At 60.6% G+C, this 12,793-nt stretch carries 20 protein-coding genes; 17 read left to right on the top strand and 3 right to left on the bottom strand.

Going from position 1 to position 12,793, the window contains the following annotated elements; all coding sequences use genetic code 11:
- Positions 1 to 2 precede the first annotated feature (2 nt).
- The 7 genes from AC07TV_RS04475 (at position 3) to AC07TV_RS04505 (ending at position 5,104) form a co-directional block, all read left to right on the top strand.
- A complete protein-coding gene (locus AC07TV_RS04475; protein WP_494647200.1) occupies positions 3 to 248 on the top strand; it encodes a BolA family protein in 246 nt (81 codons plus the stop codon).
- A complete protein-coding gene (gene murA, locus AC07TV_RS04480) occupies positions 241 to 1,494 on the top strand; it encodes a UDP-N-acetylglucosamine 1-carboxyvinyltransferase (protein WP_494647201.1) in 1,254 nt (417 codons plus the stop codon). Before AC07TV_RS04475 ends, murA begins: the two co-directional genes overlap by 8 nt.
- A gap of 223 nt (positions 1,495 to 1,717) precedes the next feature.
- Positions 1,718 to 1,924 carry a cold-shock protein gene (locus tag AC07TV_RS04485; RefSeq protein ID WP_011289117.1) on the top strand — a complete coding sequence of 69 codons (207 nt, stop codon included), beginning with the start codon at positions 1,718 to 1,720 and terminating at the stop codon, positions 1,922 to 1,924.
- Between the two features lie 112 nt (positions 1,925 to 2,036).
- Positions 2,037 to 2,681, top strand: coding sequence for an ATP phosphoribosyltransferase (gene hisG / locus AC07TV_RS04490; protein ID WP_226401502.1), 645 nt, complete (start codon positions 2,037 to 2,039; stop codon positions 2,679 to 2,681).
- Between the two features lie 5 nt (positions 2,682 to 2,686).
- Positions 2,687 to 4,000 carry a histidinol dehydrogenase gene (hisD, locus tag AC07TV_RS04495; protein WP_494647202.1) on the top strand — a complete coding sequence of 438 codons (1,314 nt, stop codon included), beginning with the start codon at positions 2,687 to 2,689 and terminating at the stop codon, positions 3,998 to 4,000.
- A 19-nt stretch (positions 4,001 to 4,019) separates the two neighbouring features.
- Positions 4,020 to 4,589 (top strand): chromate transporter, encoded by a 570-nt coding sequence (locus AC07TV_RS04500; protein ID WP_494647203.1) that lies wholly within the window; start codon positions 4,020 to 4,022, stop codon positions 4,587 to 4,589.
- A complete protein-coding gene (locus AC07TV_RS04505) occupies positions 4,586 to 5,104 on the top strand; it encodes a chromate transporter (protein ID WP_494647204.1) in 519 nt (172 codons plus the stop codon). The genes AC07TV_RS04500 and AC07TV_RS04505 overlap by 4 nt, the downstream gene beginning before the upstream one ends.
- Here AC07TV_RS04505 and AC07TV_RS04510 read toward each other — a convergent pair.
- A complete protein-coding gene (locus AC07TV_RS04510; protein ID WP_494647205.1) occupies positions 5,101 to 5,457 on the bottom strand; it encodes a CZB domain-containing protein in 357 nt (118 codons plus the stop codon). The genes AC07TV_RS04505 and AC07TV_RS04510 overlap by 4 nt on opposite strands.
- A 14-nt stretch (positions 5,458 to 5,471) precedes the next feature.
- Positions 5,472 to 6,563: a histidinol-phosphate transaminase gene (gene hisC / locus AC07TV_RS04515; RefSeq protein ID WP_494647206.1), complete on the bottom strand. Its 1,092-nt coding sequence runs from the start codon at positions 6,561 to 6,563 to the stop codon at positions 5,472 to 5,474.
- 79 nt (positions 6,564 to 6,642) lie between these two features.
- On the opposite strand from hisC, the gene hisB reads away from it, so the two are divergent.
- The 10 genes from hisB to tatC are packed head-to-tail and all read left to right on the top strand — an operon-like array spanning position 6,643 to position 11,973.
- Positions 6,643 to 7,230, top strand: coding sequence for an imidazoleglycerol-phosphate dehydratase HisB (hisB, locus tag AC07TV_RS04520; protein WP_494647207.1), 588 nt, complete (start codon positions 6,643 to 6,645; stop codon positions 7,228 to 7,230).
- Entirely contained in the window at positions 7,227 to 7,883 is a 657-nt protein-coding gene (hisH, locus tag AC07TV_RS04525; protein WP_494647208.1) for an imidazole glycerol phosphate synthase subunit HisH, read from the top strand. The genes hisB and hisH overlap by 4 nt, the downstream gene beginning before the upstream one ends.
- 34 nt (positions 7,884 to 7,917) lie before the next feature.
- Positions 7,918 to 8,670: a 1-(5-phosphoribosyl)-5-[(5-phosphoribosylamino)methylideneamino]imidazole-4-carboxamide isomerase gene (gene hisA / locus AC07TV_RS04530; protein ID WP_494647209.1), complete on the top strand. Its 753-nt coding sequence runs from the start codon at positions 7,918 to 7,920 to the stop codon at positions 8,668 to 8,670.
- The gene (hisF, locus tag AC07TV_RS04535; protein WP_494647210.1) at positions 8,670 to 9,428 is read left to right on the top strand and encodes an imidazole glycerol phosphate synthase subunit HisF; all 759 of its coding nucleotides are present in this window, start codon (positions 8,670 to 8,672) and stop codon (positions 9,426 to 9,428) included. Before hisA ends, hisF begins: the two co-directional genes overlap by 1 nt.
- Before the next feature lie 56 nt (positions 9,429 to 9,484).
- The gene (gene hisI / locus AC07TV_RS04540; RefSeq protein ID WP_494647378.1) at positions 9,485 to 9,823 is read left to right on the top strand and encodes a phosphoribosyl-AMP cyclohydrolase; all 339 of its coding nucleotides are present in this window, start codon (positions 9,485 to 9,487) and stop codon (positions 9,821 to 9,823) included.
- On the top strand, positions 9,820 to 10,146 hold the full coding sequence (locus AC07TV_RS04545) for a phosphoribosyl-ATP diphosphatase (protein WP_494647211.1): 327 nt from the start codon (positions 9,820 to 9,822) through the stop codon (positions 10,144 to 10,146). Before hisI ends, AC07TV_RS04545 begins: the two co-directional genes overlap by 4 nt.
- Positions 10,143 to 10,493 carry a histidine triad nucleotide-binding protein gene (locus AC07TV_RS04550; protein ID WP_494647212.1) on the top strand — a complete coding sequence of 117 codons (351 nt, stop codon included), beginning with the start codon at positions 10,143 to 10,145 and terminating at the stop codon, positions 10,491 to 10,493. Before AC07TV_RS04545 ends, AC07TV_RS04550 begins: the two co-directional genes overlap by 4 nt.
- Positions 10,494 to 10,503: 10 nt before the next feature.
- Positions 10,504 to 10,737, top strand: coding sequence for a Sec-independent protein translocase subunit TatA (tatA, locus tag AC07TV_RS04555; RefSeq protein ID WP_226401454.1), 234 nt, complete (start codon positions 10,504 to 10,506; stop codon positions 10,735 to 10,737).
- Between the two features lie 46 nt (positions 10,738 to 10,783).
- Positions 10,784 to 11,149, top strand: coding sequence for a Sec-independent protein translocase protein TatB (gene tatB, locus AC07TV_RS04560; protein ID WP_494647213.1), 366 nt, complete (start codon positions 10,784 to 10,786; stop codon positions 11,147 to 11,149).
- Entirely contained in the window at positions 11,146 to 11,973 is an 828-nt protein-coding gene (tatC, locus tag AC07TV_RS04565) for a twin-arginine translocase subunit TatC (RefSeq protein ID WP_494647214.1), read from the top strand. Before tatB ends, tatC begins: the two co-directional genes overlap by 4 nt.
- Here tatC and AC07TV_RS04570 read toward each other — a convergent pair whose 3' ends face one another.
- Positions 11,974 to 12,777, bottom strand: coding sequence for a class II glutamine amidotransferase (locus AC07TV_RS04570; protein WP_494647379.1), 804 nt, complete (start codon positions 12,775 to 12,777; stop codon positions 11,974 to 11,976). It lies immediately after the preceding gene.
- Positions 12,778 to 12,793: the final 16 nt, after the last annotated feature.

Consider the following 12,793-nt stretch of genomic DNA (forward strand, 5'->3'; position numbering starts at 1 on the left):
ACATGATGCACCCTGAACAAATCAAGCAACTGATTCTCGCCGGCATGACCTGCGAACACCTCGAACTCGATGGCGACGGCCAGCATTTCATGGCGACCGTGGTGAGTAATGAGTTTGCCGGCAAAAACCGTGTGCAGCGCCAGCAGCATGTGAACACAATACTGAAGGAAAAGTTCGACTCTGGCGAGTTGCATGCCCTCTCCTTCAAAACATTGACCCCGGAAGAATGGAGTGCCCAGCGTGGATAAGTTGTTGATTGAAGGGGGCAAGGTGCTCTCCGGTGAAGTGGCGATGTCCGGTGCCAAGAATGCCGCGCTGCCGATTCTCTGCGCCTCGTTGCTTACCTCCGACCCCTTGCATCTGACCAATGTCCCGCATCTGAACGATATCTCGACGATGCTGCGCCTGCTCGGCGACATGGGCGTCGGCGTGACGATGGATGGCGTTGATGGCATGGAGCTAAACGGCGGTGGCCTGAGCAATGCGGTCGCCTCCTACGAAATGGTCAAGACCATGCGTGCCTCGATTCTCGTCCTCGGCCCGCTGGTGGCGCGCTGCGGCGAGGCTCGCGTTTCATTGCCCGGCGGCTGCGCCATTGGCGCACGGCCGGTTGATCAGCACATCAAGGGTCTGCAGGCGATGGGCGCCGAGGTCAAGGTCGAGCAGGGCTACGTCCATGCCAAGGCGACCCGCCTCAAGGGTGCCCGCATCTGTACCGACATGGTTACCGTGACCGGCACCGAAAACCTCATGATGGCGGCCTGTCTGGCCGACGGCGAAACGATCATTGAAAATGCCGCGCGCGAGCCGGAAGTGGTCGATCTGGCCAACTGCCTGGTATCGATGGGCGCCCGTATTTCCGGCGCCGGCACCGACGTCATTCGCATTCAGGGCGTCGACAAGCTGCACGGCGCAACGCATGCCATCATGCCGGATCGCATCGAAACCGGTACCTACCTGTGTGCCGCCGCCGCGACGGGCGGCGATATCCGCCTGCTCAAGACTTCGGCAGCCTATCTCGATACGGTCGTCGACAAGCTCATGGACGCCGGCTGCGAAATTACCGTCGAACGCGATGCGATTCGTCTCGTTGCGCCCAAGCGTCTCAAGGCGGTGAGCTTGCGCACGGCGCCGTATCCAGCCTTTCCGACCGACATGCAGGCGCAGTTCATGGCTATCAACTGCATCGCCGACGGTGTGGCGACGATACGCGAGACCATCTTCGAAAACCGTTTCATGCACGTGAACGAACTGATGCGTCTCGGTGCCAACATCCAGATCGAAGGCAATAATGCCATCGTGCGTGGCGTCGAACGCCTGGAGGGCGCCACCGTCATGGCAACCGACCTGCGCGCTTCGGCGTCGCTGGTTATTGCCGGCCTTGTCGCCCAGGGCGAGACAGTTATCGACCGGATTTACCACCTGGATCGCGGCTACGAACGTATCGAAGAGAAGCTCGCCAAGCTTGGCGCTTCGGTCCGGCGCGTTCGTTAACCGAGCCTCGGGGCGTCGCTGAAATTTGTGTTTTTCTGCGCATGCCTGCAGAAAATTGCAAAAAAGGCTTGGCGTATTCCAAATGCTGGCCCATACTCCGAGCCTCGGGATTTCCAGGCAGTGTTTTGTTCCTGCGCCGTACCACGGTTTGTCAGCTCTCCTCGGTCTTGGTTCTCGTGTTTTTGTGGCGCAAGCCCGTATTTTTATTTTAGGAAGCTATCAAATGGCAAACGGTACCGTTAAGTGGTTCAACGACTCCAAGGGTTTTGGTTTCATCTCCCCGTCCGAAGGTGGTGAAGACCTCTTCGCTCACTTCTCTGCAATTCAAGGCAACGGTTTCAAGACCCTGGCCGAAAACCAGAAAGTGACCTTCGATGTCGTGAACGGCCCGAAGGGCAAGCAGGCTGCAAACATCCGCCCGGCTGAATAAGCTCGCGGAGTCGCCTGACTCAAAGAAAGCCCGGCTTGCCGGGCTTTTTGCTTTTGTGGCCGGCCGTTTTGCGGCTTTGCGGTAAAATCATTCTTTTGCCACGAGATATACCGTGACCGGCATCACCATTGCACTCTCCAAGGGCCGCATTTTCGACGAAACCCTGCCGCTGCTTGCAGCAGCCGGTATCGTGCCGAGCGAAAACCCCGAAACCTCCCGCAAGCTGATCATTGATACGAACAACCCGGATGTGCGGGTCGTCATCGTTCGCGCCTCCGATGTGCCAACCTATGTCCAGTACGGCGCCGCCGACCTCGGTGTGACCGGCAAGGACGTGCTGATCGAACATGGCGGTGAAGGTCTTTACGCGCCGCTGGATCTGAAGATTGCCAAGTGCCGGATGATGGTCGCCGTGCCGGAAGGCTTCGACTACGCCAAGGCTGTGCGTCAGGGTAATCGCCTGAAGGTGGCGAGCAAATACACCAAGATCGCGCGCGAACATTTCGCCAGCAAGGGCGTCCATATCGACCTGATCAAGCTGTACGGGTCGATGGAGCTGGCGCCGCTGGCTGGTTTGGCCGATGCCATCGTCGATCTGGTGTCGACAGGTGGCACGTTGAAGGCCAACAAGCTGGTCGCGGTGGAACATATTGTCGATATTTCGAGCCGGCTGGTGGTCAACCAGGCCTCGCTCAAGGTCAAGCGCGACACCCTGCAACCGATCATCGACGCCTTTGCCCGGGCGGTGGAGAAATAAAGCTTATGGTCGCAATCAAACGTCTTTCCACTGTCGACGCCGATTTCAAGGCAAAAATGGATGCGCTGCTCGCTTTCGAGGCGGCGCAGGATGAGGGCATCGAACGCACGGTCATCGGCATCCTGGCCGATGTGAAGGCGCGCGGCGATGCCGCCGTCGTCGAGTACAGCAACAAGTTTGACCGGTTGTCGGTCGGTGGCATGGCTGATCTGGAGTTGTCGAAGGCCGAGATGCAGAAGGCGCTCGACAGCCTGCCGGCCGAACAGCGCCAGGCGCTGGAGGCAGCTGCGCAGCGCGTTCGTGTCTATCACGAGAAGCAGCGGCTGGAAGGCTGGTCCTACACCGAAGAGTCGGAAGAAATGCGCGGCACCATGCTCGGTCAGATGATCACGCCGCTCGATCGCGTCGGTCTCTACGTGCCGGGTGGCAAGGCGGCCTATCCGTCTTCGGTGCTGATGAATGCGATTCCGGCCAAGGTGGCTGGCGTCAAGGAACTGATCATGGTCGTCCCGACGCCGGGCGGCGAGCGCAACCAGCTGGTTCTCGCAGCGGCGTGTCTGGCCGGCGTTGACCGCGTGTTCACCATCGGCGGTGCGCAGGCGGTTGGCGCACTGGCATACGGTACGGCGAGCATTCCGCAAGTGGACAAGATTGTCGGCCCCGGCAACGCCTATGTCGCCTGTGCCAAGCGTCGGGTATTCGGCATCGTCGGCATCGACATGATTGCCGGCCCGTCGGAAATTCTGGTCGTTTCGGATGGTTCCGGCAATCCGGACTGGGTGGCGATGGACCTGTTCTCGCAGGCCGAGCACGACGAATTGGCGCAGTCGATCCTGATCTGTACCGATGCGGGCTATATCGAAAAGGTTCAGGCCAGCATCGAAAAGTTGCTGCCGACCATGCCGCGCCGTGAAGTGATCGAAACCTCGCTGACCAATCGCGGTGCGTTCATCCTTGTGCGCGACCTCGAAGAAGCGATCGCCATCGCCAATCGCGTGGCGCCGGAACACCTCGAGCTGTCGTTGGCCGATCCCGATCCGTGGGTCAGCAAGATTCACCACGCCGGCGCCATCTTCATTGGTCATTACACCTCAGAGTCGCTCGGTGACTACTGTGCCGGCCCGAACCATGTGTTGCCGACTTCCGGCAGCGCGCGTTTCTCTTCGCCGCTGGGCGTCTATGACTTCCAGAAGCGGACCAGCCTGATCAAGGTGTCGCGGGCCGGGGCGCAGACGCTGGGCCGTATCGCTTCGACGCTGGCACACGGCGAAGGTCTGCCGGCGCACGCCAAATCGGCCGAATTCCGGCTCGAAAATTGAGCGAAATTTCCGGTTGACCGTGGAAGGTACGCAACAGCGCACTGAAAAGCCAAGCCACCCGGATATCCGGGCGCTTTTTTTGGGTTTTTCGTCGGTCGGCATATCCGGCTTTGGCGGCGTCTTGCCTTTTGCGCGACGCATGCTGGTCGAGGAGCGCCAATGGATGACGGCTGAGGAGTTCAATGCCCAGCTCGGCCTCTGCCAGTTTTTACCGGGGCCGAATGTAGTCAATCTGGCGGTCGTCGTCGGTAAACGCTACTGCGGCCTGTCCGGCGCCATCATCGCGCCGGTCGGCCTGCTTGCCGGGCCGTTCGCCATCGTCCTGCTCCTGGCGCTGCTCTACGACCGCTATGGCAGCCTGCCGCTGGCCCAGTCGATGCTGCGCGGCATCGCCGCTGTCGGTTGCGGCCTGCTGTTCGCCATGGCCTGGCGGATGGGTTCGGCGATCAAGGACAAGCCGTTTTTCCTGCCCTTCACGGTGCTGACTGTTGCCGCCATTGCCGGCCTGCGCTGGCCGATGCCCATCGTGATGGTCGCCGGACTGGTTCTTTCCGGTGGCGTCGCTTACTGGAAGCTGGGGCGAAAATGATCGTCGTCGAGCTCTTCCTCGAATTCGCGCTGATCTCCTTGGTCGCTTTCGGTGGCGCGACGGCGCTGCTGCCGGAAATGCATCGCGTCGTCGTCGAAAACCACCACTGGCTGGACGACCAGACCTTCACGCATCTTTATGCCATCGCCCAGGCGGCGCCCGGGCCGAATGTGCTGGTCGTGACGCTGATCGGCTGGGAGATCGGCGGCCTGCTCGGCGCGCTGGCGTCGACGGTGGCCATGTGTTTGCCGATGAGCGTGCTGATTTACTTGCTGATCGACCGCTGGGAAAGCTTCGCCGGCAAACGCTGGCAAAAGGCCGTCAGCCTCGGTGTGGCACCGCTGGCGGTCGGGTTGATCTTTTCCGGAGCGACGTTGATTGCGCAGGCGGCGGCTTTCGGCTGGACGACCTGGCTGCTGGTGGCGGCGACTGTGGTGGCCAACCTGCGGACCAAGCTGCATCCGCTGTGGTTTATCGGCGTTGGCGCCGGGCTCGGTTTGCTCGGCCTGGTCTAGCCGCGTTTATCGCGCTGCAGGGCGCGCAGTTCATCGAACAGGTTGGCCAGGCGATGCGATGCGTCGGACAGTTCGGGGAGCATGAGGTCGGCGTCTTCCGCCATGCCGTTGCTGCTCAGTTCCTGAATTTCACTGGCTAGCGCGTGGAAGCGCGTGTGCGCCTTGATCAGCGCCTGGAATTGCGGCAATGCCCGCGAGGCATCGTCGGCAGCGGCGATGGCATAGCCGAACATGCAGCCCTGATGGTCGGACAGCGGCATGTCGGCGTAGCTGCCGCGGGCGAAGGCGTTCATGAATTGTCGGCGCCAGGTGTTGTGCAGGCGGATGGCTTCGTCGAAATCGATACCTTGCATCGGGTTGCCCCTTCCTAAGCCAGAATGTCTTGCAGCGTTTGGGTCAGCGCCTGGCATTCGGCATCTGTGCCGACGGTGATGCGCAGGAACTGGTCGACGCGCGGCAGCTTGAAATGGCGGACGATGATGCTCTTGTCGCGCAGGGCCTTGGCCAATTCGGCTGCGTCGCGCTGCGGGTGGCGGGCGAAGATGAAGTTGGCCGCGGAGGGCAGCACTTCGAAACCGAGGCTGCGCAGGTCGGCGGTCAGCGTGTCGCGGGTGGCGATCACGGCGCGGCAGCATTGCTCGAAGTACGCCTCGTCTTCCATGGCGGCGACGGCGCCGACGATGGCCAGGCGGTCCAGCGGATAGGAGTTGAAGCTGTTCTTGACGCGTTCGAGCGCCTCGATCAGCGCCGGATGGCCGACCGCGAATCCGACGCGCAGGCCGGCCAGCGAACGCGATTTGGACAGCGTGTGGACGACCAGCAGGTTGTCGTAGCGATCAACCAGCGGGATCGCCGTCTCGCCACCGAAGTCGACATAGGCTTCATCGACCACGACGACGACATCCGGATTGGCCTGGAGAATCTGCTCGATGGCGGCTAGCCCGAGCAGGCGGCCGGTCGGTGCGTTCGGATTCGGAAAGATGATGCCGCCGATTTCATTTTTGGCCAATTTTTCCGGTTGACCGTAGTAATCGCCCGGATTGATCGAAAAGTCCTCGGCCAGCGGCACGGTGCGGTAATCGATGCCGTACAGCCCGCAATACACCGGGTAGAAGCTGTAGGTGATGTCCGGGAACAGGATCGGCGCCTCGTGCTTGAGCAGCGCCATGAAAACATGGGCCAGCACTTCGTCCGAACCGTTGCCGATGAAGACCTGTTGCGACGTGATGGCATGCCGCTTGGCAATCGCTGCCTTGAGCAGATCGGCATTCGGGTCCGGGTAAAGGCGCAGGCGCGCTGCGTCGTCGCCAAGCTCGGTCTGGATTGCCGCCAGCACCTTGGGCGAGGGCGGGAACGGGTTCTCGTTGGTGTTGAGCTTGATCAGGTTGGCGATCTTGGGCTGCTCGCCCGGGACGTAGGGGGTGAGGTCGCGGACGACCTGGCTCCAGAAGCGACTCATGGGGTTTTCACGGAAGGCGTAAAAGTAGGCTGAAATGGTATCATGGCCCTCCGATAAAAGCCTTTTGCAGCCTTCAACCATGCGGCAAGCCGAAATTACTCGCAATACGCTGGAGACGCAGATCACCGTGCGTCTCAACCTCGATGGCACCGGCCAGGGCAAATTTGCCACCGGCGTCCCCTTTCTCGACCACATGCTCGACCAGATCGCCCGCCATGGCCTGATCGACCTCGATATCGAGGCGGTAGGCGACTTGCATATCGACGCCCACCACACGGTCGAAGACATCGGTATCACCTTCGGTCAGGCGCTGGCCAAGGCCTGGGGTGACAAGAAGGGCCTGACCCGCTACGGCCACAGCTACGTACCGCTTGATGAAGCGCTGTCGCGTGTTGTCATCGACCTCTCCGGTCGTCCGGGGCTGGAACTCAATGTCGAGTTTTCGCGCGCCGTCATCGGCGCTTTCGATGTCGATCTGGTCAGCGAATTCTTCCATGGCCTGGTCAACCATGCCGGTGTGACGCTGCACATCGACAACCTGCGTGGCAAGAATGCCCACCATCAGGCCGAGACCATATTCAAGGCCTTCGGCCGCGCCCTGCGCATGGCCGTGACGCCCGATCCGCGCATGGCCGGTACCATGCCGTCGACCAAGGGCTCGCTGTGAGCGCTGGCAGCAGGGGCAACGGCGCAATTGCCGTCATCGACTACGGGATGGGCAACCTGCGTTCCGTGTCGAAGGCGCTCGAGCACGTCTCCGGCGGCAAGACGGTCGTCGTGACGGCCGATCCGGCTGTCGTTGCGGCGGCTGAACGTGTCGTCTTTCCCGGTCAGGGCGCCATGCCTGACTGCATGAACGAACTCGATGCGCGCGGTTTGCGTGCCGCTGTGCTGGCGGCGGCCAAGGACAAACCTTTTCTCGGCATCTGCGTCGGCGAGCAGATGCTCTTCGAACACAGCGATGAGGGCGACGTCCCGGCGCTCGGCGTTTTTCCCGGCAACGTCAAACGGTTCCCGGATGAAAAGATGTATCTGCCGACTGGCGAGCGCCTCAAAGTCCCGCACATGGGCTGGAACGAGGTGCGCCAGAAACCGCATGCGCTATGGAATGGCATCGCCGACGGCGCGCGCTTCTATTTCGTGCACAGCTATTTTGTCGAACCGGCCGATCCGGCGCTGGTCACGGGGAGTTGTGAATATGGCGTCCCCTTTACCTGTGCGGTGGGGCGGGATAATATCTTCGCGGTTCAGTTCCACCCCGAGAAAAGTGCTCGTGACGGCCTGCAACTCCTGAAAAACTTCGTCGAGTGGCACCCCTGATTCGCATCTGTCGAATTTAATCTCCTAGAATCCCATGCTGATTATTCCCGCGATTGATCTCAAGGACGGCCAATGCGTCCGTCTCAAGCAGGGCCTGATGGAACAGGTCACTGTTTTTTCCGATAGTCCGGCCGAACAGGCGCGTCACTGGCTTGCTCAAGGCGCCCGTCGCCTGCATCTGGTCGACCTGAATGGCGCCTTTGCCGGCAAGCCAAAGAATGCGGCGGCGATCAAGGCCATCCTGGCCGAAGTCGGCGACGAGATTCCCGTCCAGCTCGGCGGCGGCATCCGCGACCTCGACACCATCGAAGCCTGTATCGACGGTGGCTTGTCCTACGTCATCATCGGCACGGCGGCGGTCAAGAATCCCGGCTTCCTGCACGACGCCTGCGTCGCCTTCCCCGGCCACATCATCGTCGGCCTCGACGCCAAGGACGGTAAGGTGGCGACCGATGGCTGGTCCAAGCTGACCGGCCACGATGTCGTCGATCTGGCCAAGAAATACGAAGACTACGGTGTCGAGTCGATCATCTACACCGACATCGGCCGTGACGGCATGCTCTCTGGTCTCAACATCGAAGCCACTGTCCGTCTGGCCCAGGCGCTGACCATTCCGGTCATTGCTTCCGGCGGTCTGACCGGCTTTGACGATATCCGGGCCCTGTGCGCCGTCGAAGGCGAAGGCGTCGTCGGCACCATTGCCGGCCGCGCTGTTTACGACGGTTCGCTCGACTTCAAGGCGGCGCAGGACATGGCCGACGATCTGATGGCCAAAGCGCGCGCCTGATGCTGGCCAAACGCATCATCCCTTGCCTTGACGTCACGGCTGGCCGCGTCGTCAAGGGCACCAATTTCGTCGGCCTGCGCGATGCCGGCGATCCGATCGAGATCGCCCGCCGCTACAACGAGCAGGGCGCTGACGAGGTGACTTTTCTCGATATCACGGCGTCCAGTGATCAACGTGACATCATTCTGCACATCGTCGAAGCCTGTGCCGAGCAGGTCTTCATTCCGCTGACTGTTGGCGGCGGTGTGCGCAAGGTTGAGGACGTGCGTCGTCTGCTCAATGCTGGTGCCGACAAGGTGTCGATGAACACGGCGGCGGTGCAGAATCCTGATCTCGTTTTCGACGCCTCGAGCAAGGTTGGCTCGCAGTGCATTGTTGTCGCCATCGACGCCAAGCAGGTTGCGCCCGGCCAGTGGCATGTCTTTACGCATGGCGGCCGCAACGATACGGGCCTTGATGCGATTGAATGGGCCAAAAGAGTGGCGGCGCTGGGCGCTGGCGAAATCCTGCTGACCAGCATGGACCGCGATGGCACCAAGAACGGTTTTGACCTGGCGCTGACCCGTGCCGTGTCGGATGCAGTGAGTATTCCGGTCATCGCCTCGGGCGGTGTCGGCAACCTGCAGCATCTGGCCGATGGTGTCAGCGAAGGCCGTGCCGATGCGGTGCTGGCCGCCTCGATCTTCCATTTTGGCGAATACACCGTGCGCCAGGCCAAGGAGTACATGGCTGCACGTGGCATCGAAGTGCGGTTGTGAGCGACCTCGATAATTCCCTGAACTGGCTGGAGGCGTTGAAGTGGGACGCCGACGGCATGATCCCGGCCATCGCCCAGGATGAAAACGGGCGCGTCGTGATGTTCGCTTGGATGAACCGTGAGTCGTTGCAGGAAACGCTTCAGTGCGGCAACGCGGTATACTGGTCGCGCTCGAGAAAGCGTCTGTGGCGCAAGGGCGAGGAGTCGGGGCATTTCCAGAAAATCCGCTCCATTCGTACCGATTGCGACGGCGACGTCTTGCTGTTGAGCATTGAACAAGTCGGCGGGATTGCCTGTCATACTGGCCGCGAAAGCTGTTTTTTCAATGAATTGAACGGGGACCGCTGGGTTCCCGCTGATCCGGTTCTGAAAGACCCGAAGGAAATCTACAAATGAGCACCCATGACATGCTGCACCGTCTCTCTGAGACGCTGGCTTCCCGTCGGCACGCCGATCCGGAAAAGTCCTACACCGCCAAGCTCTTTTCGGAAGGTCCGGATTCGATTCTGAAAAAGATCGGCGAGGAAACGGCAGAGCTGATCATGGCCGCCAAGGATGGCAAGCGCCTGAATATCGTCTGGGAATCAACTGACGTCATTTATCACGTGCTTGTCCTGCTTGCCTTCTACGGCTTGAGCATCGAAGACGTTTCGCAGGAAATGCGCCGCCGCGAAGGCATTTCCGGTATCGACGAAAAGGCGGCTCGGGGCAACAAGTGAGCGATTGCATTTTCTGCAAGATTGTCGACGGCAAGATTCCGGCGCAGAAGGTCTATGAAGACGAGGACATCCTCGCCTTCAATGACATCAATCCGGCGCGTCCGGTTCATGTGCTCGTAATCCCGAAGAGGCACATTACGTCGTTGGCGACGGTGAGCGACGACGATACGGCCGTGCTCGGGAAGATTCTGGCCAAGACCAACGAAATTGCAGTTGCGCAAGGCAGCCCGGACGGTTTTCGGGTGATCATCAACACAGGACGTGTGGGGCAGCAGGAAGTGCCGCACCTGCACGCGCATATCGTGGGCGGACCGGAGCCGGTCGGCCCCATGCTTAAACGCATCTAGGAGACACATCATGGGCAGTTTTTCCATTTGGCACTGGTTGATCGTTCTGGTCATCGTCATGCTTATTTTCGGTACCAAGAAATTGCGTAACGTCGGGCAGGATCTCGGCGGTGCCGTCAAGGGTTTCAAGGACGGCATGAAGGACGCGACGGCGGGCGACAAGCCGGCCGACGCAGCGCAGCCGACCCAGCAAGTGGGTGGTCAGACCATCGACGTTGAAGTCAAGGAAAAGACCAAGTCCTGATCTTCCGGACGGGATTTCTCCCGTTCCTTGAGACGACTTTCAAATCATGTTCGATATCGGCTTTTCCGAATTGATGGTGATCGGCATTGTGGCGCTGATCGTCATCGGCCCCGAGCGCCTGCCCAAGGTGGCGCGCACGCTCGGGCACCTGCTCGGCCGCGCCCAGCGCTATGTCAACGATGTGAAGTCGGACATCAGCCGCGAGGTTCAACTCGACGAGTTGAGGAAACTGCAGTCGCAGGTTTCCGATTCGGCCCGTGAACTGGAGAGCTCGGTGCGCAACGAATATGAAACTGCGCGCAGCGCGATCGAGGCGCCGGCACAGGAGGCCGTGGCCGAATTGCAGTCGACCGCTGCCTCGCTGACGGAAACCCTGCCGGTCGCTGACTCTATTGGCAAGCCGGCGGCATGAGCGAACCTCAGGAAGACTCCTTCATCTCCCATCTGGTTGAGCTGCGTGATCGTTTGATGCGCAGCCTGATCGCCATTGCCGTCGTCCTTGGGGTCCTGTGCATCTATCCGGGGCCGGGGGAAATCTACGATATCCTGGCCGCGCCGCTGACCAAGGCCTTGCCGGAAGGTACCAAGATGGTCGCCATCGGCGTCATCACGCCGTTCATGGTGCCGCTCAAGGTGACGGCCATGGTCGCCTTCGTGCTGGCCTTGCCGTTCATTCTTTATCAGGTCTGGTCCTTCGTGGCGCCGGGCCTGTATGCCCATGAAAAGCGTCTGGGCATCCCGCTGATTGTTTCGAGCACCTTCCTGTTCGTCTCCGGCATGGCCTTCTGTTACTTCTTTGTGTTCGGGCAGGTGTTCAGTTTTATTGCCAGTTTCGCGCCGAAAAGCATCACCCCGGCGCCTGATATCGAAGCCTACCTGTCCTTCGTAATGACCATGTTCCTGGCTTTCGGCCTGGCCTTCGAGGTGCCGGTGGCGCTCGTCATGCTGGTCAAACTCAACGTCGTGACCGTCGAAAAGCTAAAGGAGTGGCGCTCCTACTTCATCGTCGGCGCCTTCGTGGTGGCCGCCGTGGTGACGCCGCCCGATGTCGTTTCCCAGTTGGCTCTGGCCATCCCGATGTGCCTGCTTTACGAGTTGGGCATCCTGGCTTCGCGGTTGGTGTCGCGTCCGGCACCGGTGGAGGCGACTCCCACGGTCAACCCGGAAAATGCGGCAAAAATGGAATCAGAAATGGATCAGGCGGAAGAAGAGTTCCGCAACCTGTCCAAGGAATGATCAGGCCTTCTTAACCGGCCCCGGTCGCGTCGGCAAGGTCTTGACCGGCGCCCCTTCCTCGAACCACCACAACGTCCCCGGCGGCATGTCGGTCCACGCCTCGTTGTCAGTCAGCGGCAATGTCGCGATGACGGCGACGCGGTCATCCGGCGAGGTGACATCGCTGAAATCGACAGTGATGTCTTGATCCTTCAAGTGCGCCTGGGCAAACGGCGCCTTGCGCACGATGTGGCTCAATTTGGTCGAGGCATGGGCGAACAGACAGTCGCCATTCGAGAGCAGGAAGTTGAATTCGCCATGTTGGGCAATTTTCAGCGTCAGCTCATGCACGGCATCAAACAGCGCGCTGCGCTCAGGCACATGGTTGCCGAAGCGACGGCGCAACTCCTGCAGTAACCAGCAGAAGGCGCGTTCGCTGTCGGTCAGGCCGACCGGAACGAAGCTGCCATCGAGTTGCGGCATGAAATCGAAGAGGTTGCCGTTGTGGGCGAAAATCCAGTAACGGCCCCACAGTTCGCGCATGAAAGGATGGGTGTTTTCGAGACCGATGGCCCCCTGTGTTGCTTTGCGAATGTGGGCAATGACGTTCTTCGAACGAATCGGGTAGTGGCGGACCAGTTCGGCCACCGGCGAGGTGCTCGACGGCTGCGGGTCGAGGAAGAGCCGGGTACCCTTGCCTTCAAAAAAGGCGATGCCCCAGCCGTCCGAATGAACATCAGTGGCGCCGCCCCGGGCCTGAAATCCGCTGAATGAAAAGCAGATGTCGGTCGGCACATTGCAGTTCATGCCCAAGAGTTGGCAAATATTACACACTCCTTCC

The sequence above is a fragment of the Azonexus sp. GW821-FHT04F04 genome, from assembly GCF_059420025.1.